We start from the raw sequence: 22,772 nt of genomic DNA on the forward strand, positions 1-22,772 counted from the left end.
GTGCGCATCGCCCTCGTCTCACCGCATCCCATTCCGTTTGGCCTTGGCGGGGCCGAAAACCTGATCTGGGGACTGCAGGACCATATCAACGAAGCCACACCGCACGACTGCGAAATCGTCGGAATGGTTTCTCCGGAGCGCAATCTGGACGATGTTGTCGCGTCCTACGAGGCGTTCACCAAACTCGATGTTTCGCGGTACGACTGCGTCATCACGGGCAAGTATCCGGCCTGGATGATCGATCATCCCAATCACATCGTCTACATGCTGCATCGCCTGCGCGGTCTTTACGATACCTATCCCTTCGCTGCGCCTCAGAGCGGCGATTTCGATGGTGGCGAACCGGCCGTGAGAGACTTCGTGGCGACCCTGCGCGCCATCCGCGCGGCGGGTCCACCCGCAAAGGCCGACATCGCCGCAACCTTCGATCGCTATCGATCATTGCGCCGCTCCGGCGTTAGCGAAGCAGCTTTCGCCTATCCCGGCCCCCTTGCGCGGGAGATCGTACATTTTCTCGATGATTACGGGCTCGACCCGCGCCGTATCCGCCGCTATGCCGCCATCGCCAATACGGTTCGAAAGCGCGCCAGCTATTTTCCGAAGGACGTTCCCGTAGACGTCCTCTATCCGCCCGCCAACGGCAAGGATTTCAAATGCGGTGGGCAGGACTATTTCTTCACCGGCAGCCGGCTAGACGGGCCGAAGCGGGTCGGCCTCATTATCGAGGCGATGAAGCATGTCAGCGCGGACGTCCCGCTTCTGATCGCCGGGACGGGACCTGCCGAAACGGAATTGCGTGCGCTCGCGGGCGATGATCCACGCATCCGCTTCCTCGGCTTCGTGCCCGACAGCAAGATGCCTGGTCTATATGCCGACGCCCTTGCCATACCGTTCGTGCCGTATGACGAAGATTACGGGCTGATCACCATCGAAGCGATGAAAAGCGGCAAGCCGGTCGTCACGACGCGCGATTCGGGTGGCCCTCGGGAGTTCGTCGAGGACGGGCGCACGGGATTTGCCACCGCGGCGGACCCCAAGGCACTCGGCGAGAGACTGCAGTGGCTGGCCGACGAGCCGGCCGCCGCAAGACGCATGGGAGAACAGGCACGCGACCGGGTGGCCGGCATTTCCTGGGATGTGGTCTGCCGAGGCCTCCTCGGCGAGCGAAGGAGCGTGCGCGCCAGACAGCGCAAAGCCGGCAAGATCACCGTCGCCGCAACCTTCCCCGTCTATCCGCCTCGCGGCGGCGGTCAACTCCGCGTCTTCCATCTTTATCGTCACATAGCGCAAGGCCACGATGTCGACCTTGTCACGCTCGCACCCGCCGGCAGCACCTATCAGGAAATCGCCATCGCACCGGGCATGACCGAGATCCGCGTTCCACGTTCGGCACGGCATGCCGCGCACGAGCGCGATCTCACGCTGGCCATGGACCGCATTCCGGTGGGTGACGTCTGTGCTTCGCTGCTGACGGCGCTTACGCCCGATTATCGCGCCGCGCTCGCCTATTCGGCGCATTCCAGCGACGCTGTCATCGTATGCCACCCCTATCTGGTCGAGGAGATCGGCAAGGCCGCTCCGAACAAGCCCCTTTGGTACGAAGCTCAGGACGTCGAGCAGGATCTCAAGGCGGCGGCCTATGCGGGGGCGCCCGCAGGAGCGAAGCTTCTGGAGGAAGTCGTGCGGGTGGAAGCTCTGGCCTGGCGCGAGGCCGACCTCGTCTTTGCCTGCGCACAGCGAGATCTTGACCGACTCGGCGCGCTCTACGGTCCGACACGGGCCGAATTGCTGGAGGTCGCCAACGGGGTCGATCTCGACGACGTCGTGCACACCCCGCCGCAAGACCGTCGCCCCCTTGCCCTTGGCAAGGCGCGCAGCGCGCTCTTCATCGGAAGTTGGCATCCACCGAACATCGATGCGATCGAGCGCATCATCCGCGTGGCTCCCGAATTTTCCGATGTCCTGTTTCTCGTCGCCGGGACGGCATGTGGCCCGTTCACAGGACGCGAGTTGCCAGCAAACGTGGAACTGATGGGCATGGTCGATCACGCCACGCGCGATGCGCTGTTCGCCCGGGCGGATCTAGCGCTGAATCCGATGACGCAGGGATCAGGCACCAACCTGAAGATGCTCGATTATTTCGCGGCGGGCATCCCGGTGATCTCCACGGCCTTCGGCACACGCGGACTGGCGCTTGATCCGGGCCGCCATCTCATCGTGACCCCCGACGACGATTTCTCGGCGGGAATCAGCCGCGCGCTCGACATGCCGCAGTCAGATCTTGCGGCAATGGTCGTCGCGGCGCGTACACTCGTGGAAGATCGCTACTCCTGGGAATCGATCGCCGACGCGTTCATGAAGGCGTGCGACGCCCGCTTCAAGGCCTTTAAGACGCAGGCGTAACCAGCATCGCGTCAAGCACGGCGTCGATTGTCTCGTTGAAGCCGTAGTGCGGCGTCCATCCGAGAAGAGCCTGTGCGCGATCGGCCCGGCCCAGTGCGCGCGGCACTTCCGAGGGCCGCACACGCGCGGGGTCGGTGCGAACCGTGATCGGCATGTCGGCGCGTTCGATCAGCCTGTCGAGAATGGAGCGGACGGGGCGCCCTGTGCCCGATGCGAGGTTGATCGCCTGATCGTCGAAGACGCGCTCGGGGTCGCAGGCCAGAACATAGGCCGCCACCACATCGCGCACGTCGAGGAAGTCGCGCACGGCGTCCAGATTGCCGACGTCGACGAAGGGTTCGCGCTGCCGCTTGATGATCGCCGCGATCTGGCTTGCGAATGCCGGGACGACGTAGGCATCCGACTGGCCCGGCCCGGTGTGGTTGAACGGGCGAAACCGCACCACATCCAGCCCGTCGCGGCGCATCTGGCCAAGCGCCAGATCGGCCGCGGCCTTGGTGGCGGCATAGGCTGTCATCGGTTCCAGCGGCGCTGCCTCGTCGACGATGCCGCCGAAGCGGTTGAAGCTTTCGCCATATGCCTCTGAACTACCGGCAAATATCAGTCTCGCCTTGGGAAGCTCCGCGATCAATGTCCGCGCAATGTTGAGCGTCCCGTCGACATTGACGCGCCATGCGTGACCGGGATCGCGCCTGGCGTCGGCAGGCGCTGCGACCGCCGCGAGATGGATGACGACATCAGGCCGCAGTTCAAGCATTGCGGCCCGCACATCGCCGGCATGGGTGATGTCGAGCGTGCGGCCTTTTTCGCCGGAAGCGCTGAGCGGCAGAAGTTCCACCTCACCCGCATGCACCTTGCCGGCAAAGGCCGACTGGAGCCATTGTCCGACGAAGCCGCCGGCTCCGGTGATTGCGATGCGCCGTGCCCCTTCCATCGGTCAGCGCGTTGGTTTCAGGCGTTCCAGATCCGCATCGACCATCTCGCGTATCATGGTATCGAGTGAGATTGTCGCCTCCCAGCCCAGCTTTTCGCGCGCCTTCGCCGGATCACCAAGGAGGACATCCACTTCTGCCGGGCGGAAGAGGTCCGGGTCGATGACCAGATGATCGTCCATGACAAGGGACGCATGCTCGAAGGCGATGCGGCACATGTCGCGCACAGTGGTGGTGCGACCTGTGGCGATGACGTAGTCGTCAGGCGTTTCCTGCTGCAGCATCAGCCACATGGCCCGTACATAGTCCTTGGAGTGGCCCCAGTCGCGCTTGGCGTCGATGTTTCCGAGCCTCAACTCATCGGCCATGCCGAGCTTGATCCGCGCAACCCCGTCGGTGACCTTGCGCGTCACGAACTCGATGCCCCTGAGCGGCGATTCATGGTTGAAGAGAATGCCGCTCGAGGCATGCATGCCAAAGCTTTCGCGATAGTTGACCGTGATCCAATGGCCATAAAGCTTGGCGACGGCATAGGGCGAGCGCGGATAAAACGGCGTCGCCTCGCTTTGCTCGACCTCCTGGATCAGCCCGTACATTTCCGAGGAGGACGCCTGATAGAAGCGCGCATCGGGGCGCTCGATCCTCAGGGCTTCGAGGACATGCGTCACGCCCATCGCCGTCACCTCCCCGGTGAGGATGGGCTGCTGCCACGATGAGCGCACGAAAGACTGGGCGGCGAGATTGTAGACTTCGTCGGGCTTGACGTCCCGCATGGTGCGGATGAGGCCCGACAGATCCCTCAGATTGCCGTCAACGATGCGGACATCATCCTCGATTCCCAGCCATTTCAGGCGGGTCAGATTCACATCGGCCGTGGAAGAGCGGCGCGCCAGGCCATGGACCTCATAGCCCTTGGAGAGCAGAAGTTCGGCCAGATAGGCTCCGTCCTGACCAGTGATGCCGGTAATCAGCGCTTTCATCGCCACGTGTCGTATCTCCGAAGATTGATCGAACCGCTGTGCCCCCCGGCGGAGTGGTCGCCTTCTGCCACGATTGCGCCGCGCTTAGCAATGTGTTTCCGGCGCATCACCTGTCTGGATCTTCGAGAGGCGGCTTGTCAAAGTTTGTGGAAGGCGCGGAGCGGCCTTGGTAGGCAGCGCCGATGATCCAGAGCCTTACCGGACTGCTCACTTCAATGGCGGCACGCCCCAATCGGACGCTATGGCTGATGGCCGTGGTGCTCAGCGTGCTGCAGGGCTATCTGTTCACGGTCGGCTATCGTCTGACCGCCGACGACGTGATGAGCCTTAAGCACGGCATGGACGGCTGGCCCGAGGTATGGGCGAGCATGCAGCGAGCGGCCACGGACCAGGGCCGGATCGGCGGCTATGTCCTGATGCCGCTCGTCATCTACGGCGCCTATTTCGCCGATTCCTTTGCTTTTCGCGTCCTCTACGTGGCGCTGTTCTTCGGTGTCTTCCTACTGATCGCGTTCTGGCTTCAAATCTTGGCCAGGCGAGCGGTGGCGGCCCTGTTCTTCCTGCTTTTGGTTGCTTTCAGCGTCCTGGACTATCAGCATCTGTCTCCCACGTCCTATCCGCTGCAGAACACGGTTCCATTTCTCGCCGTGGCCGGAATTCGGCTGGCGCTCGTCCACATGCGGAGCCGGTCGCCCCAACCTGGCATCAGCATGGGTGAAGCCGTTCTCTGCATGCTTTTCGCGCTCGCGATGCTGCCGACGGAGTACGCATTCCTACTCGGCACGGCCATGCTGGGGTGCGAATATGCCGGGGCGCTCGTTCGCGGGCGGGCAGCGCTTTCTCTCACGCTGAGGAATCGCCGATTCTGGCTCGACGTTGGCTCCGTTCTGGCCTCGCTGGCGATCTATCTCGGGTGGCGGCTCGCGCACCCTTCCTCCTATGTCGGCAACATGCTGGCCGATGCGACGGCGTTGCCCAAGGCGGGGGTCACCATGGCCGGGCACATGTTCGGCCTGCACCTCCTGCCCTATACGGCGTTCGCGCTCGACTGGCCGACGGTCGACGATGAGCGGCTGCTGTTGAGCGTCGCGGTTGCGGCTCTGACCGGCATTGCCGTCTATACGGGTCGGTCCGTCCTGGCCTCGCTGCCGCGTCCGGGATGGCTCGCCGCCCTTTCGCTCGCTGCTGCCGCCTATGTCGTCCTGCCGCCGTCGCTGACGATCATGCAGCAGGAATGGTGCTCGCAGAGCCAGTACTGTGTGTTCCTCGACAGCCGGACGGCTTTCATCGGCATCGTCGCCATGTTCGTCGGGTTGATGGCCCTGGTGCTTCGCCTGCCGTCGAATGCACGCGCGACGTCGCGCCTTGCCGGCGTCATCGCCGTGCTTGTTGGCCTCGGCGCGGGCATGGTCCATCACCACAATCTGCGGCTGGCCGAAGACATGGCCACGAAGTCAGCGGTTTGGCAGCGGGCGCGGCACCTCGCCTGCGACCCGGCGCAGCTCCTGCCCGTTGAGGCAGCCGCACGGTTTGTCGATCGCGATCAGGTCGTTTCGATGCACGGCTTCGTCGACCGCGACGACTTCTGGAACGACTATCTGGCGCATCTGCGCCGCACCAGTTGCCGGTGATGAGGGTCAAGCCCACAGGTCGTGATAGAGGTCCGCCGGCTGGCCGGTCGTTGTCCCCGGTGCGTCCTGTGCCAGCTGGGACCGGTTTTCGTCGCTGACGGCAAAGCGCAGCAGCACATCCGGCCGGCTCAATCCGTCCGACATGGCGTCGCACCAATAATCGGCGCCCGCGCCATCGGCGCCGCGGTCGAGGACGTTCATGTAGAGCCTGTCGATGAATTCGGGATCGCCCATCGTCTCGGGCTCGCCAAAGCGATCGCAGAATTCGTCGCTGTCGATGATATGTGCCGCCATATAGGCGAGCGGCTTGCCCGATTGCAGCGTTGCCGACCAGTAGTCGAGACCCGACTGCTCGATCTCGCGGCCAAGCCCGGCGGAATAAAGCAGCGCGATGTCCTCGTCGAAGACCGACTGGCGCGGCGATTCGTTGCCGAGTTCGCTCAGCGCGAAGATGCCATCGCGAGCCGCGAGATAGGTGGCGTCGAAGGCCAGGACCTCGCCGCCGGCATAGCTCAGCAGGAGGCCGAGACCCTCTTTTGCCATCGAGATGGCCGAATGCACCAGGTCGATGACCAGCGTATCGACGCCGCCGCCGCCCTCCACCACGTCTCTGCCACCGGCGAGCACGAAGATGTCGTTGCCTTCCCCGCCGACCAGGCGGTCGTTTCCGGGCATGACCGAGGCCGGCAGGCTGGCTGTGATCCAATCCGCCTTCTGGAGACCGAGCAAAGCGAACGCATTGCCGACACCGTCGCCGGCCAGAATGTTGGTGCCTGCGACCGCCTCGAGCCGGTCGTCGCCCGCCCCGCCGACAAGAACGTTGTCGCCGCGGTTGCCGGTGATCACATCATGGCCCGACCCGCCGATCGCATTTTCCACCAGACCGCGCGCGTCGCCGCGGCTGAGATAGGCGAGTGCCAGGTTTCCGGGGGCCTCATGGCCGCGTCCGAGACCGGCCGTCTGCGTGCCGAAATCGCTCCAACTGCCCGGCCCGAGGTCGAGTACAAGGCCGGTTCCATAGGCCGCAAGATCGATCGTGTCGCGCCCGCCGCCATCCCAAAGGGTTTCGAAGACCCGGTTGTCAGCCGGCGCGCCCGCTCCGCGTCCGTCGATGAACATCTCGCCGGTGAAAGGGTCGAAGCGGTAGACCGTGTCGCCGGCACGCGTCGAATAGTCGGCACCATAGATATACTGCACGGCGGCGATGTCGCGCAGCATCGGCGTCTGGGCATAACCGAAATATTCGTTCTTGTAGCCACCGCTGTCGCCGACGAACGAGGCGTAGCTCATGAGCGTGGCGGCCATCGCATCGGCCGCGCCGGGCATCGCATCAGTGCCGAAATAGGCGGCATCGAGGCGGCTGCCTGTCGTGCCCGGACCGGTACTGGCGCCGTCGTCGCTGCCGTCGAAGAGGCCGAAGATAGCCTGACTGCCGCCCTCGCCCGGTGCGCGGTGAACGGCACCGGCACAGCACGGGCACACGATGCCGGCGCTGCCGTCGTCGGCGCTGAAATTCGAGCCCGTCGCCGCATCATGAGGATGGGTCAGCCCCAGCGCATGACCGATCTCGTGAAGCATGGTCATGTAGGCATAGTTCCCGGCGTCGGGCGTGTCGTAATAGCCCTTGGCGCGGCCGAACCAGATGTCGCCCGCGACGTCCGACGTGCCCGGCAGATAGGCCCAGGCGGTCGCGGGAACGCTGGAGTTGGCCAGCCTCAGATCGGCCGTGGCGCCGGCGGCCTCGACGATGTCGATGGCGATCAGGTCGTCCCAGGCGGCGAACGCGTCGCGCGCGGCGGCCATCTGGATGGCGCTGAGCGGTGCATAGCCGTTGTCGGCCTCGCCGCCGCCGTAGCCCCGCCCATAGTCGCCAGGCGATTTCGTGAACCCGAAGGTGATGCGCTTATCGCTCCATGCGTAAGACGCAAGAAGATCATCGACGACGGAATTGCCCGTCGTCTGCACGGATTTGACGCTCGACATTGCCCCTGCCCAGCCTGCTCGTTGTACAGTGCGTAAGGCATTACACGAGCCGTCTTCACAGATTGCTCTCGGCAACACGACAAATGTGTGGGGAGCGTTAACCTGGCGTTAGGAAGCGGATAGACGCGGGCCCGGCCACGGCCGCTCGGGCGGGTGCGGCGGCGTGGTGCGAACAAGGCGTCCTGTTGCCGCAGAATGGACAAAGCGTCGTGTTTTGGCTACCGCTCACATAGGTTCGGCGCGGCGGCGATGCCGCCGGTCCGCCGGCCACGGCCTGAGGGACAGCACGGCATGATGCCGTAGCGGGCCGTAATGCAAGGTGAAGGCCGTTCTTCTATGCACATCCGCAATGCCCGCATGGCCGGCGCCGACACCATGGCCTCGCCCGCATCCGGCCGCCGGGGACAACGTGCCATCCTCCCCTTCATCGGCGCCGCACTGGTGCTGGCCCTTGCCTCCGCGGCCTGGGTGGAAAGCGATCTCTACCGCTATGCGGCGGCACTGCTCGCGCTTGCCGGCCTTGTCGAATGGGCGCGCGACGGCTTCCGGCCCGCCCCGTCCTGGATGGCGGTCTTGTGCATGGCGTTCGCGCTCTATGTCGGCCTCAGGATGGCCTATACGGGGTATGCCCATCCAGAAAACACGGGCGGGTCGGCCGAGGGCATCTATTTCTTTCCCGCGCTCTATCCGGCGATCGGCATGGTCCTTTTCCATCTGCGCAGACAGATGGCGGCCATCGCGATGCTGTTCGTCGCCGTCAGCCTTCTCCTGCTCGTCGCCAGCGTCGATCCGCTTGTCGCCGTATCGGGCGAGCGGGCGGCGTTTCTCTACCACAACAACCCGATCCATGCGGCGACCGGCGGCGGCTTCATCGCGCTGGCGGCCATCTGCTTCGGGCTTTACGCCGCGACGGGCAGAGAGCTTTCACGCCCGCAGCGGCTCCTCGGCGCGCTTGCCGGTGCGGCAACGGCGGTGCTGGCGCTGATCGGCGTCTTCGGCGCGCAGTCGAAGGGCGTATGGATCGCGGTGGCGACGGCGCTGCCGGTGATGGGCGCGCTGGTGCTTTATTACGAGGAGCGCTTTGCCGCCCGCCTCGTCCTTTCCGCAGCGCTTCTTTCCGTCTTCGCCGCGACCCTCGTCTTCCGCGAAACCGTGATCGATGTCATCGGTCCCTCGGTGACCGGCCTTTTCGCCATCGCGGACGCGCTGCTTTCGGGCAACGGCCTGGCAACGCCGATCATCGCGGGCCATGTGCCGGACAATTTCAGCGACCGGCTGATGCTCTGGGTCAATGCCGCCGAGATCTGGAGCGCCAACATCGCCTTCGGCACCGGCATCTACTGGGAGAACCTGTGGGAAGAAACGCGCTATGCCGATGTCGGCTATCAGCTGATCCACAACGGCTTTCTCGAGATCGGCATGCGCTACGGCGTTTTTGGGCTCCTGTTCTTCGCGCTCGTCACGGTCTGGTCGCTGGTCCAGGCGCACAAGGCGCTCGGCGCCGGGCTGATCGACCGCACGGTCTTCATCTTCTACGTCTCAGCCACCCTGTTCTTCCTCATCGCCATCCTCACCAATTCGAGCAACCGGCTGGCGATCGGCGAATCCTTCATGTTGATGGCTGGCGGCTTCGGCTTCTGCTGCTATAGGATGTGCGATCCCATATGGAGCAAGCCGCTCCCGCCCCGCGGCCGCCACTGAAACAGAAATCGACGACCGCCATGCTGCCGATCTTCGTCATCAATCTCGATCGTTCCGAGGCGCGCTGGCGCGTCGTCACCGCTTCGGCCGAAAAGAGCGGGCTGACCGCAACGCGCGTGCCGGGCTTCGACGGGGCGGCAGTCGCGCCCGCCGACTGGCAGGAAGTCGACCCCGAGCGCTTCAACACCTGCCATGGGCGGCGCATGCTGCCCGGCGAATATGGCTGCTATCGCGGCCACCTCGCCGCGCTCGACCGGGTGATCGCAGAAGGTGCGCCGCTCGCCATCATCTGCGAGGACGACATCACGCTCAACGCGCGCCTCATTGCGCGGGCCGAGGCGCTGGCGCGCGCCGCGCGGCCCTTTGATGCGATCAAGCTGATCAATCACCGGGTCCAGGGCTTCGTCCAGAAGGGCGTCAGCGAGGAAGGCGACGCCTATGGGCGCTGCCTGCACGGCCCGCAGGGCTCGGCTGCCTGCTACCTCGTTACGCTGGAGGGGGCAAAGCGCCTGCGCGCCGGGCTTTCCCCGATGTGGCTGCCCTATGACGTGGCGCTGGAGCGCGGCTGGGCCTTCGGCGCCAACGTCCTGACGGTGCGCGATCCGCTGGTCGCCTTTTCGGGGCTGAGAGCGCAGTCCAACATCAACACCGACGCCGCCTCCACCTATGACAGCGCCAAGCCGCCGATCGCCAAACGCTGGCCCACCGCCGCCTTCCGCGGCGCCGACTACGCCAAACGCGTCGCCTACGCCCTGAAGCGCATCTAGAACCGCGGCGGAGCGCGGAGTTTTCCGGCCACGATCAGACAACGAAAAACCCCGGCCCTTCGCAAGAAGGACCGGGGCTTGAAGAAGCGAGGGCGCCGTAGCGCCCTCGGGAGAGGTTTTAGGCTACGGTGTCGCTGTAGGTCAGGAAGCCGTTTGCGTCGAACGACAGACCGGCGACGTCAACGTTTGCGAGCTTGATGACATTACCACCGAATGCAGCACCGCTGTCGTCGGAACCGTCGAACGTGGCGGTTTCAATGTAGAGATCGACATCTGCACCATTCTGAACCGCAAAAATGTCGAGACCCGCGACATCGCCCTGGTCCGTGTTTGCGATCGTATCGGTGCCTTCCAGCGTGACGACTTCGAAGGAGAACTCGCTTCCGATGAAGAAGACATCGTCGCCATCTGTGCTGAAGTCGGTGATGGTCGCCGCAGCGGTAGCGTCGTCATAAAGATAGATGTCTGACTCGGCTGTTGCCGTGACATCGGCAGTAAGTTCTGCCGGCTGTTCATAGCCAATGTCGGCAAAACCGTCGAGTGCATCAGCAACGGCGTCTTCGAAGCCATCTTCTGCGTCTACAAATGACTGAGCGGTGTCTACATCAGCCTTGAGTTCCGCACGAGCATCGACAAGTTCTTGAGCGTCAGTAAGGTCTTCACGCTCTGTGAAAAGTGCATCTGTCAATGGTGAGTCTGTACCATTGACTGCATCGCCATCTACGACGGTCCCAGCGTAAGCATCGTTCTCCGTTTCGAAAACAACCTGAAGTGCATCGTTCCGGGCAGTCTGTGCGTCAGAAGCGACTTCCTGAGCAGCTTCGTTTGCAGTGGTCGCCGCGAGAAGATCAGCAATCCCAGCGACATCGTCGTATGCCGGATCGATTTCGAGATCACCATCGCCGTTCACGCCAATAAGCGTGACTGTAGTAGTTCCGCCTGCGCCATCATCGACGTCTGCCGTGACGCTACCATCCGCCAAAGCGGTGACATTGGCATAGTCCGCATTCAACGCGCCAAACGCTGCAATTTCACCTGTCAGGTCCGCTCCAGCCGCTACTTCAGCAGCATCCGCTGCTTCCAGTGCATCTTCAGCGGCTTCATATGTAGCAATTGCCTCTGCAAGACCTTCTACCGCGGCCACATCTTCTTCGGCATCAGCAAGTGCGTCCTCAGCATCTGCCAGACCTGCAGCCAGTGCGCTGTCTGTTCCGTTGGTCGTGATATCGCTCTGAAGATCTGATTCAGCCTGAGCCAAATTAGCTGCAATTGCCGCCGAGATTTGCGCATCAGTAGCTGTTTCGGCCGTTGCGCCGCCCGTTAGTTCGGCAGCAACGTCTTCGTTTGCGACAGCTTCCTGATAGAAATCGGACAGATCGTCTTGAGCCGCCTCAAGGTTGCCAAGTGCAAAAGCAACCGGTTCCTGCTCGATTTCAGTGGCGATATAAAGATCAACTTCAGCCTGCGTCGGCGCGTTGTCGGCGTCTACGTCAGCAAGGAAGTTTACGCCGGCTTCGATGGCGTCGGGGCCGACATAGGCAGCAACTTCAGCGTCGGTGTCGAGCGATGCCGTGAAGAGGTTGGCGGCAGCTTCCTTGGCCTGAACGGTCTCAAGGTCGGTGCCCTGAGCGGCATTGAAGATTGCGATAGCGATCTGCTCGATCGTGTAGGTGCCATCTTCCAGGACGCCAGCCCAATAATCGAGGTCTGCTGCGTCGCCGGCACGGTTGAACAGCGATTCGTAGATCGAGTTCACGATGCCGCGGTTGTTCAGGTTGACGAAGCGGTCAAGGTATTCCGGCTGACCGGCAAGTGCGCCGATCGCATCGAGGTTCGCACCATCGTTGGATGCTTCCTGATAAAAAGCGAGACCAGCGGGGTCTGCGGGGCGCCCGAAGAGCGCGATGTAAATTCCCTGCACAGAAGCCATGAAAGATTTTCCTCTTGAGTGTTCCGACCATGGGGCTCGACGGCAAAGCGGGGACTCCGCCGCATGACCGTTAGCGGTCTATCGCTGACTATCTAGCGAATACCGAACTGTCAACTTTGAATTTCATAGTTGCTATACATTTGGCATGAGTGGATGATGATTTTTCCCGCAAAGCCTGGCGCGAAGGACGTCACGGAATGCGGTAATATTTTGTTTTCCTTGATGATATTAACCGTCTGTAAAGGGTGAAATATCCCGATAAAACCGCCGCCGCGCCCTATTCCCGCCCTAATAAGTCACACCTTATGGACGCTGAGGGCTCTTGCAATTGTGACGGAGACACGCCATACAGCATTCAGTGAATACAGCGACACTTAAACCTATTGGGCCTGTCCGGCCGCCACAATTCGGTCTGGACTGGGGTTTAAAGGACACTCAACATGTACACTCATCCGCAACAGACCATGGATAGCGAGCAGGTTCTGCAACTGCGCCAGCGCGCCGGACGCTGGCTGCGCATTCTGCGCGAGAATTCCGGGCTTTCGCAGCGCCAGCTCGCCAAGGCTGTGGGGGTGGATTACTATACATTCATCTCGCAGATCGAGGCCGGCCGCGGCCGCATCCCGCCGGAGCGCTACGCCGCCTTCGCCCGCGCCTACAATGTCGAGCCGCGCTTTTTCGTGCGCGAGCTTATGCGCTATTACGACCCCGTAACGCACGGCATCCTCTTTCCGGACAGCGATCACTCTACCGCCAACGGCGCCTAGTGATTCGGCGTGCGTGGCGGAGGGACGCCGCGCGCGCATGATTGCGTCTCGAAGGCTCAGCCCTCACCAGCAAAAAACCCGGCACCTTGGCTGACGCCGAGATCCCGGTGGTGCGCCCTCCACCAATTTGGGGAGGGGTGACGCGCGGTGCCCGATTCCCTTCCTGAAACGTCCCCCCTCTCCTTCGTCATCCTCGGCCTCTTCCGAAGATCTGCCGGCCCATCCGCAGCGATGCGGGCGATGCTTCACCGACGGCCGAGTTGGGCACGACGGCTCTCCCCGAACCGATCGTTCGAATCGCTGCGGGTCATGAAAGGGCGCATTAAGCATCCGCTGCGAAAGCGGGGCCGTGCGAGGCGCGGCGCGGTCTGATTTCAACCTTTGGTAAGCCGTCGCGGTTAGCGTCGCCCCTGTCACCGGCATGCGCTGCAGCGCCGGGTGTCAGCCGATGAACCAGACCCCCGTGAAAGCGCGCCATGGCGATTGCCGCAACCGATTTCAGCGAAAACCAGGACGACCGCAGGTCAGCGGGAGCCGTTGCCATAGCGGTGCATCGCGGGCTTGCCGCAGCGCTGCCGGAATGGCGGCGCCTTGAAGACGAGCTCGTGATGACGCCCTATCAGCGGCCGGGCTGGGTGGCGAGCCACACGCGGGCGAACGGGCTTTCGCCGGACGACATCGTTCTGGTGACAATGGCAGCCGACGGGCGGACAATCGGGGCCCTGCCCCTCATGCTCGAGCGGCGCTATGGCGTGACCATCGCGCGCATGCCGACCTCGGCGATCGCCAACAGCGACTTTCCCATGCTTTCGGCGGAAGGCGCTCATGCCATGACGCCGGCGGTGGTGCGCGCAGCGCTCAAGGCTGCGGCCGACGCGGTTGGCGGGCTGGACGTCGCCTTCTTCACAAACCAGCCTGGGGCATGGCAGGGCATTGCCAATCCGCTGCTGCGCCTGCCTCATCATCCCTCGCCCGATCCGTTCTATTTCGGTGCGATCGGGCCGGAGATGGAGCGGCCGAATGCCAAGCGCATCCGCAACATTCGGCGTGGCTGTCGACGGCTGGAAGAAGCCCATGGCGCGGTCGAACTGCGCCGCGCGGCAAGCCGGGCGGATGTCGAGGCATTCCATGCCGCCTTCCTCGAACAGCGCGGCGCGCGGTTCCGCCAGCAAGGCATCCGCAACATCTTCGCGGAGCCGGGCTTCGTCGCCTTCTTCAAGGATGCGGCGATCCGTTCGCTCGGCGACGAGCGGCCGACGCTTTCCATGCACGCGCTTACTGCCGGCGAGGACATCCTCGCGGTGTCGTTCGGCACGTATTCCGGCACGCATTTCTCGCAGTACATCAACTCGATCTCCAGCGGGCCGGCGTCCCGCTACAGCCTGATGGGCATCCTGATGCTGTCGCTGATCGAGGCGCTGTCGGCCTCGGGGATCAAGACGATCGACATGGGGATCGGCGAATTCGACTACAAGAACGACTGGACCGACCGCACCACCGGGTATGACGGAGCGATCGCGCTGACGCCGGCGGGCCGGCTGGCGGCCGCGGTCCTGATGGGCGAGCGCGGCTCCAAGCGACTGATCAAGCAAAATCCGCGGCTGTGGCGATGGGCAAAGACGGTGCGCGGCTTCGTGACACGCAACCATGAGCGGCGCACGGCGCGGCTGATCGCGGTGGAGACACCGCAAACCAGCTACGAGACGGATGGAATGACGACCAGCGGGGAGGCACGCAGCGCATGAGCGAGGGCATATTCAGCGATTTCGACGCGGTAGCACGGGCATTGTGGGGACATCACGACGTCAAGCTCCGTCACCGGCTGCATGAGCGGTCCCTTTTCTCCGACGCGGCGCTCGGGCGCATCCTGGATGCGATCCCGCCCGGCCAGATGGCGATCAACACCATGGGGCGCACCGGCCATGATGTGCGCAGCTGGTCCTATTGCGAGCGCGGCGACATGAGCGGCGAAGAGCTCATCAAGGCGGTGAACGCTGGTCGCATCTGGATCAACGTGACCAAGGCAAACGAGATCGTGCCGGAATTCGGTGCGCTGCTCAGCGAAATGTTCGGCGAGATCGAGGCGAACGTGCCGGATCTCGACGTCATCCGCAAATCCATGGGACTGTTGATCTCCTCGCCCAATGCGCAGGTGTTCTACCACGCCGACGTGCCGGGACAGTCGCTGTGGCAGATCCGCGGCGAAAAGCGCATCTACATCTATCCCAACCGCGAGCCGTTCCTTCGGCCGGCGGACCTTGAGAACATCATTCGCGGGCGCACCGAAGAGGAAGTGCCCTACCACGCCTGGTTCGACCGCCACGCCGCGGTCCACGACCTTGCGCCGGGCGACATGCTGCACTGGCCGCTCAACGGACCGCACCGGGTTGAGAACAAGGACTGCCTGAACATATCGATCACGACGGAACACTGGACGCCGGAGATCCGCCGCCATTTCGGCGTGCAGTACGGCAACGGGATCCTGCGCTCCGCCGGGCTCGCGCCGCGATCGGCCTCGGTGCACGGCGCTGCCGCCTACGCCAAATGCGCGCTGGCGGTGGGTTGGCGCCTTTCGGGCCAGCAGAAGCGACAGAGCTTCCGCCGGACGATGAAATACCGGCTGGATTCGCGCGAACCGGGCTATCTCGTGCCGATCGGTGGCGCGCTTCAGGCCGGCGAATAGGAGCGGGCCATCACCAACGCTGCCACCCATAGCGGGGCCCCTGCGGCCATTGCGACGAATGAAGGCACGCGGCGCGGACGCCAGGGCGTGACCGTCATCGGCATCCGCGTGGCCTCGGCCGGCCTTGGCCTCATGGCGCAGATCCTCGCCGCGCGCATGGTCGGCGCAGAAGGTTTCGGGCAATACAGCCTCCTGCTCGTCTGGCTGATGCTGATGGGGCATGGCGCGACGGCCGGCACCAACCAGGTGGTCTGCCGCTTCCTGGCGCAGTATCTTCACCGCGGACAGGCGGGGGAAGCGGCGGGGCTGATGCGTTTCGTCCTTGCCGTCGTCATGGCCATCGCCGGGCTGGTGGCCGGTGGCGCGCTCCTGATCACCGCGCTCAACCCGTTCGGTCTAAATCCCGCCTTCCAGATGCTGGCGCTGATGGCGTTCGCCGCCGTGCCGCTCCTGACACTTCAGGATTTCCTCGAAGGCATCGCACGCGGGATGGACCGGCCGGAGCTCGGCATCGCGCCGGCGTTCCTGCTGCGCCATCTGGCGCTTCTGACCGGCATGTGCGGGCTCTTCCTCCTCGGCATGGACGCCGACGCGACCCATATCATGGGGCTGACGATCGGCGGGCTTTTCGCCAGCGTCATCATCCAGTACGGGCTTGTCGCCCGGCCGATCCGCGCGCGCCTTTCAGGTGCCCGCCCGATCTATGCCTGGCGCGTCTGGACGCGCGCGGCGCTGCCGCTCGCCCTGGTCGACACGGCTCAGGTTCTCTTTCTCAACGCCGACATCCTGGTTCTGGGGCTTTTCGTCGAGCCGGAGCTCGTCGCCTACTATTTCGCTGCCTCGCGTCTGGCGCAGATCCTCGGCTATGTGCCCTATGGCGTCACCGCCGTGACGGCGCAGCGCTTTGCCGCGCTCGCGGCGCCGAGCGACAGGGCGATGCTGCAGACCCTCATCCATCAGGTTGCGCTCATCTCCACGACGATCACCCTTGGCGGCATGATCTTCCTGACGGTTTCGGCAGAGCCGCTGTTGGCACTGTTCGGCCCGGATTATGTGGCGGGCGCGGTTCTGGTGCCGCTGCTGTGTCTCGGTCCGGTGCTGATCTGCCTCTTCGGGCCGGGCGAGGACGTGCTCTCGATGCTGGGCGAAGAGCGGGTCTGCTCGCTGGCTTTCCTCATCGCGCTGGCCGTCAATGTCGCGCTGAACTTCACTTTGATCGCCTGGCTCGGGCTGGTTGGCGCGGCCATCGCCTCGGCGTGCGCACTGGCGGTGCGCAGCGCGCTGCTGGCGTTTTTCGCGCGGCGCAGGCTGGGACTGACATTGCCGGCCTTCTTCGCCGCCGGCGCGATCGCAAGCACCATCAATGCCACGCGGGGGACGAGAGGGGGAACGTGACATGATCCAGGGCCAGGCCATCGAGCGCGTCAATCACATGCCGCATCCAACTGCCGGCAACGGGCTTTCGGCAACAATACTCGATGCGGCCGGCATTGCCGCGCTCGATCCCGCGGCCTGGGACCGGCTGGCCAGGGGCAGCCTCGTTTCCAACCCGTTCTACGGGCGGCAATACATTATGGCCGGGCTCGACACGATCGACGCGGATGGCGGGCTGAGAGCCCTCGCCTTCACCTGTCCGGATGCGGGCCTGGTCGGGCTCTTCTTCTTCCGCTGGATCGGCGCGGGACCGCTCGCCATGATCCGCTCTGCCGGCAATTGCTATCAGGTCAACGCGGCCCCGCTCGTTGCGGCCTCCCATGCGCCCCGCGTCGTTTCCGCGTTCGTGGACCGGCTTTGTAACGATCCGTCATTGCTGCGCGCCTGGAGCATGCCGAATATCGATATGTCATCGCCTTTCGCCGCGCTGCTCAGCGATGCGTGCCGTCAGGCCGGCGTCGTGCTGGAGGAACTGCGTCGCTATGAGCGGCCGGTGCTGCGCCCCATGCCGGGCGGCTTCGACCGGCATGTCGAGACCGTGCTCTCGCGCAGCCGGTTGAAGGACATCAGACGCAATCTGCGCCGGCTTGGCCAGGCAGGCGCGGTGCGATTCGAGCGGGCGCGCGCACCGGAACTCGTCAGCCGGCGCGTGGAAGATTTCCTGCGCATCGAGCATACGGGCTGGAAGGGCGAGCGGGGCACATCGTTTCTCTCGCGCGATGATCACGCGGCCTTCGCGCGCGCCGCCTTTTCGTCCGGCTCGACGCCGGAGGGCGCGGCCGTGATCGACAGTCTGCTCCTTGATGAGGTTCCCATCGCCGTCAGCATCAACATCGTCGATGGCCAAAACGTCGTCACGCCGAAATGCGCCTATGACGAGCGCTATCGCAAGTACGGGCCGGGCATGCTGCTTGAGTATCTCGTTATCGAGGCATTTCACCAGGAAGAGCGCTGGACGCTGATGGATTCGGCGACGACCATCGACGATCACGTCATCGGCGGGTTCTGGAACGATACGGTGCCGATGGCCGATATCGCTCTGGCGCCCGATACCCTGTTCGGTCGCAGCGCACTGGCCGCCAACCGTGCCGGGCTGCTTGCGCAATCGATCGCCGTTTCGATGCGCAACAAGCTGCGTCAACAGGGCATGCCGATCTGAGCCCGGCGTCTTGCGTCTAAATCATGAGTGCGATAGTCCATAAATAAAGGGCAACGCCCGCGATCGCAATGGACCATGCATGCTCGACGTTCCGCAAAACCATCGGCTGGCACATTGGCTGCAGTGGCAGGCGGCCCACTGGCCCCGTCCACTGGTAACGCTCGGCGCACTGGAAGATGGCTGGCAAACGGTCGACGCCCTCACCCGCGAAGAGCCGGCGCTCGACCGGCTCCTCGTCGCGCAGGCCATGGGGCGTTCCGGGATCGATCGTCGCACACTCGCAGCCTATCTCATCGCACGCCACAGCTATTGCGTGGCGTTCGCGTTCGGGCCGGCCTATCTGCATGGCGGCATTCTTGCCGACGTTTCGGACCGGTCCATGGCGATACGGCTGACGCCCGACAGCTTCGAAGCGGACGGCAGGCGCATCGAGTATACGGCTGTCTCGCTTCGTTTTCTCAAGAGCGGCGTTCTCAGCGACGATCCGGTTCTGGAAAGCCGGGATGGTGTCATGCAGGTCGACGACCGCGCTGCGCTGCGCCGGATGGCCTGCCAGCGACTGGAGGCGCATTTCTCACCACTGATCGACGCCATCGGGGAGATGACGGGGCTGCCGGCTGCGGCGCAGTGGCGCCTCGTTTCCGACTCGGTCGCTGCGGTCTTCCTCGATATTGGCCAACGTGCCGATGCCGTCGACGCGGCCTGCACGGAAGCGACTGCCATCTTGAAGCAACCTGGATCACCGCTTGCCAATCCGCAGATGCATTTCTTCGATCTCGACGTTCCGGGTTCCCCGGGCAACGCGAGCGTCAAACGCCGCTACCGCTCGCGCGGCGGCTGCTGCCGTTACTACAAGACCGACGGCGGCTCGCTCTGCGCAACCTGTGTGCTGCAAAAGCCCGAGGCGCGCGACGAATTGTTGCGCGCCCAGGCTGCGTCCTCCTGACGAGCAGGGTATGCCCATCCTCTTCACCAGCCTCCCGATCGCTTCCTTGTAGAATACATGCGTTCTATCGCATCCGATCCAGAAACCGGTAGATCTCGGTGTGGTCGGCGCCCTGCCCCAATGCCTCGCTCGCCCGCTTCCAAAGGTCGCTGGCATCGTGAAGACCGGGCATCGGCAGGTCGAGGGCATCGGCCAGATCGGCGGCGGTGCCGACGTCCTTGGCCATCAGGTCCATCGCGAACCCTGCCTCGCGGAACTTTTCCGACAGGACGAACGGCTTCAGCTTGTTCTCTGTGGAGTTGTTGCGGCCCGTGGACTGGTTGAGGACATCGACCATGCGCTCCGGATCGAGGCCGAAGGCCTCGCCGACGATGAGCGCCTCGCAAGCCGCAGCAAGGCCGGCGGCGGAAACATAGTTGTTGAGCGCCTTGAGCGCATGACCCGAGCCGAGCCTCCCGGTGCGGAAGACGCGGCCCATGGCGCCGAGAACCGGGCTCACCCGGTCGAGCACACCGTCGTCATCGCCGCCTAGCATGATGGCAAGCTCGGCGGAGACCGCCTTGCGCACACCGCCAGAGACGGGCGCATCGACCAGCGTGACGCCGCGCGCGGCAAGCATTTCGCCCAGCTCGCGGGTCGCCAGCGGCTCGGACGAACTCATGTCGATGACGACCGCACCGTCCGGCAGGGCCTCGGCAATCCCCCCGTCCAGCACGGCGCTTCGAACGATCTTGCCGTTCGGCAGCATCGTAATGACGATGGAGGCAATCTCACCAAGGACCCGAGGGTCGGGAGCGACCTTGCAGCCGATCTGCGTCGCGAGCGTTTCGGCGATGTCCGTGCGCACATCATGGACCACCAGGTCGTGCCCGGCGGCACCGAGCGCTCGCGCCATCGGCGCCCCCATCATGCCAAGGCCGACGAACCCGATCGTTTCGGACCTACTTTCCGGCGTGGACATCATCGATCACCTGGCGTGCGATTCGGAAGCTGTCGACCATGGCCGGCACACCGCAATAGATGCCGACCTGCAGCAGGATTTCCTTGATCTCGTTTTCCGTAAGGCCATTGTTGAGCGCGCCGCGCACATGGGCCGCCAGTTCATGCGGCCGGTTGAGGGCGCTGATCATGGCAAGATTGATGGTCGAGCGGGTCTTGTGATCGAGCCCCTCGCGGCCCCAGACCTCACCCCAGCAATAGGTCGTGACGAATTCCTGCAGCTCCTCGGTGAATTCGTTGACGTTGCCCATCGCCTTGTCGACGTAGGCGTCGCCCAGCGTCTTGCGGCGGATCTTCATCCCCTTCTCATATGTTGCCTTGTCCATCGGCATCTCCTTGATTCCTAATTGCTTGTGATCTTTGGCGTTCTGCGAAACACCGATCCGCCACCGCGGCGGCTCTTTCGACGTGGAGCTCTGCCAGCCGGCGCGCTTCGACCGGATCACGCCGTTCGACCGCAGCCACGACGGCGGCGATCTCGCGCAGCGTGTCACCGAGACGACCGGCTGCCGACAGCGATAGCCGGCGAAGCTGGACGATGCGATTGTTGAGCCGGGTGAACATGTCGGCCAAGGTCTGATTGCGACAGCCGGAAAGGAGCCGTTCATAGTAGACATTCTTGGCGTCGATCAGCCTTTGTGGCGGATCATCCTCGCTCAATGTCTGAAGCCGTGCTGCCGCGGCGAAGAAGGCATCGCGCTGACTAGCGTCGGCACGCTCGGCAAATTCGGCGCAGGCCAGCCCCTCCAGCGCCGCGCGCACGCGATAAAGATCGCGCGCCGCATCCCGGTCTATGAGCGTCACCTTGGGCCCGCGATGAGGAACGATGGTGATGAGGCCTTCCGCCGCCAGCGCCTGCAACGCCTCGCGCACGAGGCTTCGACTGACATCGAAGAGCGCGCAGAGCTCGCGTTCGGGCAGATGGCGGCCGGGCTCAAGCGTTCCATCGAGGATCGCGTCCCGCATCGCGCCAACGAGGCGAAGGCTCAGCGTCACATCGGTGCGCGAGAGCGCCAGTCTGGTTTCGGCATGAGGGCGCATCATGCCGACAGGTTATGATTGTCTGACAATCTGTCAATCTGCAATCGACATGCTGCGCCTGGGCAAGGTGCCTCGCCCAGGCGCTATCTTGCTCGCTCAGGCCTCCCGCGAAGGCTGGCCGGCTGCCTGTTCGCAGACTTCCACATGCTTGGCCAACGCCTCGATCGTCATACAGGCGCTGATCGTACGAATGTCGCGGTTCTGGAACTTCGGCATCTGCTGGAGCTCCTTGAGCCGATCGAGAAGTGCTACCCGGGTCATGCTCGTCTCCTTTCGGGTCGGGCCGTCAGGCGGTACGGGCGAACCGTCTCGCCGGACAGCGTTCCGATGGGTCAGGCCGCGCGCACGCTGGCGTCGAGCGGGATTTCGATATCCACCTCGAGCGTGGAAACCTGGTCGCCGCGGTCCATCTTCACATTCACCTTGTCGCGGTCGACCTGCACATGCTTGGCGATGACCGCGACGATCTCCTCGCGCAACAGCGCCACGAGATCGGAATGACCGACCGACGAGCGCTCATGGGCGAGCAGGATCTGGAGACGCTCACGCGCCTGCGGCGCGGACGTCTTCCGATTGAAAAAGCCGAAGATGCTCATGCTGCCCTCCGTCCGAAGATCTTGCCGAAGAAACCGCGCTTCTCGCCGGGAACGCTCATCGGGATCTGCTCTCCGGCCAGACGCTTTGCAGCGTCCATATAGGCCAGTGACGGTGCGCTGCGGGTGTCGGCGAGCGTGACCGGCGATCCGATGTTGGAGGCCCTCAGGACATCCATGCTCTCGGGGATGATACCGAGCAGCGGGATCGAGAGAATCTCCAGGACGTCGTCGACCTTGAGCATGTCACCACGTTCGGCACGGGCCGGGTCGTAGCGCGTCAGGAGCAGATGCTTTTCCACCCGCTCGCCGCGCTCGGCACGCGCCGTCTTGGCGTCGAGAAGACCGATGATGCGGTCCGAATCGCGCACCGAGGAGACTTCCGGGTTCGTGACGACGACTGCGATATCGGCATGGCGCATTGCCAGCGTCGCGCCGCGCTCGATGCCGGCCGGGCTGTCGCAGATGATCCAGTCGAAGGATTTCCTCAATTCGGCCATGACCGTTTCGACGCCTTCGGAGGTGAGGTTGTCCTTGTCGCGGGTCTGCGAGGCCGGCAGCAGGTGCAGCGTCTCCAGACGCTTGTCGCGGATCAGCGCCTGGGGCAGCTTGGCATCGCCCTGGATGACGTTGATCAGGTCGTAGACGACGCGGCGCTCGGCGCCCATCACCAGATCGAGATTGCGCAAACCAACGTCGAAATCGACGACCACGGTCTTTTCGCCGCGCTGCGCGAGTGCAGCGCCGAGCGCGGCAGTCGACGTCGTCTTGCCGACGCCGCCCTTGCCCGATGTCACCACGATTACTTTTGCCATCTCGTTCT

The 22,772-nt window shown here is 63.9% G+C and carries 20 protein-coding genes; 10 read left to right on the forward strand and 10 right to left on the reverse strand.

Annotated elements, in window-relative coordinates; all coding sequences use genetic code 11:
• A complete protein-coding gene (locus CN673_RS11505) occupies window positions 1-2,403 on the forward strand; it encodes a glycosyltransferase family 4 protein (RefSeq protein WP_099866397.1) in 2,403 nt (800 codons plus the stop codon).
• On the opposite strand, the gene CN673_RS11510 is transcribed toward CN673_RS11505, so the two are convergent.
• Entirely contained in the window at window positions 2,387-3,337 is a 951-nt protein-coding gene (locus CN673_RS11510; RefSeq protein ID WP_099866398.1) for a GDP-mannose 4,6-dehydratase, read from the reverse strand. The genes CN673_RS11505 and CN673_RS11510 overlap by 17 nt on opposite strands.
• Before the next feature lie 3 nt (window positions 3,338-3,340).
• The gene (gene gmd / locus CN673_RS11515) at window positions 3,341-4,315 is read right to left on the reverse strand and encodes a GDP-mannose 4,6-dehydratase (RefSeq protein WP_099866399.1); all 975 of its coding nucleotides are present in this window, start codon (window positions 4,313-4,315) and stop codon (window positions 3,341-3,343) included.
• Between the two features lie 182 nt (window positions 4,316-4,497).
• Between gmd and CN673_RS11520 the strand changes: the two genes are divergently transcribed.
• Window positions 4,498-5,946 (forward strand): hypothetical protein, encoded by a 1,449-nt coding sequence (locus CN673_RS11520; protein ID WP_157928880.1) that lies wholly within the window; start codon window positions 4,498-4,500, stop codon window positions 5,944-5,946.
• Between the two features lie 6 nt (window positions 5,947-5,952).
• On the opposite strand, the gene CN673_RS11525 is transcribed toward CN673_RS11520, so the two are convergent.
• Window positions 5,953-7,929: a DUF4214 domain-containing protein gene (locus CN673_RS11525; RefSeq protein ID WP_099866401.1), complete on the reverse strand. Its 1,977-nt coding sequence runs from the start codon at window positions 7,927-7,929 to the stop codon at window positions 5,953-5,955.
• 336 nt (window positions 7,930-8,265) lie between these two features.
• Here CN673_RS11525 and CN673_RS11530 point away from each other — a divergent pair, with 336 nt between their 5' ends.
• Both CN673_RS11530 and CN673_RS11535 read left to right on the forward strand, forming a co-directional pair.
• The gene (locus tag CN673_RS11530) at window positions 8,266-9,630 is read left to right on the forward strand and encodes an O-antigen ligase family protein (protein ID WP_157928881.1); all 1,365 of its coding nucleotides are present in this window, start codon (window positions 8,266-8,268) and stop codon (window positions 9,628-9,630) included.
• A 20-nt stretch (window positions 9,631-9,650) separates the two neighbouring features.
• Entirely contained in the window at window positions 9,651-10,397 is a 747-nt protein-coding gene (locus CN673_RS11535; RefSeq protein WP_198585979.1) for a glycosyltransferase family 25 protein, read from the forward strand.
• Window positions 10,398-10,515: 118 nt separating this feature from the next.
• On the opposite strand, the gene CN673_RS11540 is transcribed toward CN673_RS11535, so the two are convergent.
• Complete coding sequence (locus CN673_RS11540; protein WP_099866404.1) at window positions 10,516-12,327, reverse strand: DUF4214 domain-containing protein; 1,812 nt, start codon at window positions 12,325-12,327, stop codon at window positions 10,516-10,518.
• Between the two features lie 440 nt (window positions 12,328-12,767).
• On the opposite strand from CN673_RS11540, the gene CN673_RS11545 reads away from it, so the two are divergent.
• The 6 genes from CN673_RS11545 (at window position 12,768) to CN673_RS11570 (ending at window position 19,316) form a co-directional block, all read left to right on the forward strand.
• Window positions 12,768-13,094 (forward strand): helix-turn-helix domain-containing protein, encoded by a 327-nt coding sequence (locus CN673_RS11545; protein WP_099866405.1) that lies wholly within the window; start codon window positions 12,768-12,770, stop codon window positions 13,092-13,094.
• Window positions 13,095-13,570: 476 nt separating this feature from the next.
• Window positions 13,571-14,839 carry a GNAT family N-acetyltransferase gene (locus CN673_RS11550; RefSeq protein ID WP_099866406.1) on the forward strand — a complete coding sequence of 423 codons (1,269 nt, stop codon included), beginning with the start codon at window positions 13,571-13,573 and terminating at the stop codon, window positions 14,837-14,839.
• Window positions 14,836-15,777: a cupin domain-containing protein gene (locus CN673_RS11555; protein ID WP_099866407.1), complete on the forward strand. Its 942-nt coding sequence runs from the start codon at window positions 14,836-14,838 to the stop codon at window positions 15,775-15,777. Before CN673_RS11550 ends, CN673_RS11555 begins: the two co-directional genes overlap by 4 nt.
• 87 nt (window positions 15,778-15,864) lie before the next feature.
• Window positions 15,865-17,172, forward strand: coding sequence for an oligosaccharide flippase family protein (locus CN673_RS11560; protein ID WP_099866408.1), 1,308 nt, complete (start codon window positions 15,865-15,867; stop codon window positions 17,170-17,172).
• 1 nt (window position 17,173) lies between these two features.
• Window positions 17,174-18,370: a GNAT family N-acetyltransferase gene (locus CN673_RS11565; RefSeq protein WP_157928882.1), complete on the forward strand. Its 1,197-nt coding sequence runs from the start codon at window positions 17,174-17,176 to the stop codon at window positions 18,368-18,370.
• 79 nt (window positions 18,371-18,449) lie between these two features.
• The gene (locus tag CN673_RS11570) at window positions 18,450-19,316 is read left to right on the forward strand and encodes a ferric iron reductase (RefSeq protein ID WP_099866410.1); all 867 of its coding nucleotides are present in this window, start codon (window positions 18,450-18,452) and stop codon (window positions 19,314-19,316) included.
• A 64-nt stretch (window positions 19,317-19,380) separates the two neighbouring features.
• Here CN673_RS11570 and CN673_RS11575 read toward each other — a convergent pair whose 3' ends face one another.
• From CN673_RS11575 to minD, 6 genes are all read right to left on the reverse strand, one after another.
• Window positions 19,381-20,277 (reverse strand): NAD(P)-dependent oxidoreductase, encoded by an 897-nt coding sequence (locus CN673_RS11575; RefSeq protein ID WP_099866411.1) that lies wholly within the window; start codon window positions 20,275-20,277, stop codon window positions 19,381-19,383.
• Window positions 20,258-20,641: a carboxymuconolactone decarboxylase family protein gene (locus CN673_RS11580; RefSeq protein WP_099866412.1), complete on the reverse strand. Its 384-nt coding sequence runs from the start codon at window positions 20,639-20,641 to the stop codon at window positions 20,258-20,260. The genes CN673_RS11575 and CN673_RS11580 overlap by 20 nt, the downstream gene beginning before the upstream one ends.
• Window positions 20,622-21,359 carry a GntR family transcriptional regulator gene (locus CN673_RS11585; RefSeq protein WP_099866413.1) on the reverse strand — a complete coding sequence of 246 codons (738 nt, stop codon included), beginning with the start codon at window positions 21,357-21,359 and terminating at the stop codon, window positions 20,622-20,624. Before CN673_RS11585 ends, CN673_RS11580 begins: the two co-directional genes overlap by 20 nt.
• A 93-nt stretch (window positions 21,360-21,452) precedes the next feature.
• Window positions 21,453-21,617, reverse strand: a complete 165-nt coding sequence (locus tag CN673_RS21115) for a hypothetical protein (protein ID WP_198585980.1) — start codon at window positions 21,615-21,617, stop codon at window positions 21,453-21,455.
• A gap of 71 nt (window positions 21,618-21,688) precedes the next feature.
• On the reverse strand, window positions 21,689-21,952 hold the full coding sequence (gene minE, locus CN673_RS11590; RefSeq protein ID WP_099866414.1) for a cell division topological specificity factor MinE: 264 nt from the start codon (window positions 21,950-21,952) through the stop codon (window positions 21,689-21,691).
• The gene (gene minD / locus CN673_RS11595) at window positions 21,949-22,764 is read right to left on the reverse strand and encodes a septum site-determining protein MinD (RefSeq protein ID WP_099866415.1); all 816 of its coding nucleotides are present in this window, start codon (window positions 22,762-22,764) and stop codon (window positions 21,949-21,951) included. Before minD ends, minE begins: the two co-directional genes overlap by 4 nt.
• Window positions 22,765-22,772: the final 8 nt, after the last annotated feature.

It is taken from the genome of Neopararhizobium haloflavum (assembly GCF_002750855.1).
Taxonomy (GTDB): domain Bacteria; phylum Pseudomonadota; class Alphaproteobacteria; order Rhizobiales; family Rhizobiaceae; genus Georhizobium; species Georhizobium haloflavum.

Coding starts and splice junctions, on each gene's coding strand:
- CN673_RS11510 (WP_099866398.1), bottom strand. CDS start 3,337: ATGGAAGGGGCACGGCGCATCGCAATCACCGGAGCCGGCGGCTTCGTC.
- gmd (WP_099866399.1), bottom strand. CDS start 4,315: ATGAAAGCGCTGATTACCGGCATCACTGGTCAGGACGGAGCCTATCTG.
- CN673_RS11520 (WP_157928880.1), top strand. CDS start 4,498: ATGATCCAGAGCCTTACCGGACTGCTCACTTCAATGGCGGCACGCCCC.
- CN673_RS11525 (WP_099866401.1), bottom strand. CDS start 7,929: ATGTCGAGCGTCAAATCCGTGCAGACGACGGGCAATTCCGTCGTCGAT.
- CN673_RS11530 (WP_157928881.1), top strand. CDS start 8,266: ATGCACATCCGCAATGCCCGCATGGCCGGCGCCGACACCATGGCCTCG.
- CN673_RS11535 (WP_198585979.1), top strand. CDS start 9,651: ATGCTGCCGATCTTCGTCATCAATCTCGATCGTTCCGAGGCGCGCTGG.
- CN673_RS11540 (WP_099866404.1), bottom strand. CDS start 12,327: ATGGCTTCTGTGCAGGGAATTTACATCGCGCTCTTCGGGCGCCCCGCA.
- CN673_RS11545 (WP_099866405.1), top strand. CDS start 12,768: ATGTACACTCATCCGCAACAGACCATGGATAGCGAGCAGGTTCTGCAA.
- CN673_RS11550 (WP_099866406.1), top strand. CDS start 13,571: ATGGCGATTGCCGCAACCGATTTCAGCGAAAACCAGGACGACCGCAGG.
- CN673_RS11555 (WP_099866407.1), top strand. CDS start 14,836: ATGAGCGAGGGCATATTCAGCGATTTCGACGCGGTAGCACGGGCATTG.
- CN673_RS11565 (WP_157928882.1), top strand. CDS start 17,174: ATGATCCAGGGCCAGGCCATCGAGCGCGTCAATCACATGCCGCATCCA.
- CN673_RS11570 (WP_099866410.1), top strand. CDS start 18,450: ATGCTCGACGTTCCGCAAAACCATCGGCTGGCACATTGGCTGCAGTGG.
- CN673_RS11575 (WP_099866411.1), bottom strand. CDS start 20,277: ATGTCCACGCCGGAAAGTAGGTCCGAAACGATCGGGTTCGTCGGCCTT.
- CN673_RS11580 (WP_099866412.1), bottom strand. CDS start 20,641: ATGGACAAGGCAACATATGAGAAGGGGATGAAGATCCGCCGCAAGACG.
- CN673_RS11585 (WP_099866413.1), bottom strand. CDS start 21,359: ATGATGCGCCCTCATGCCGAAACCAGACTGGCGCTCTCGCGCACCGAT.
- CN673_RS21115 (WP_198585980.1), bottom strand. CDS start 21,617: ATGACCCGGGTAGCACTTCTCGATCGGCTCAAGGAGCTCCAGCAGATG.
- minE (WP_099866414.1), bottom strand. CDS start 21,952: ATGAGCATCTTCGGCTTTTTCAATCGGAAGACGTCCGCGCCGCAGGCG.
- minD (WP_099866415.1), bottom strand. CDS start 22,764: ATGGCAAAAGTAATCGTGGTGACATCGGGCAAGGGCGGCGTCGGCAAG.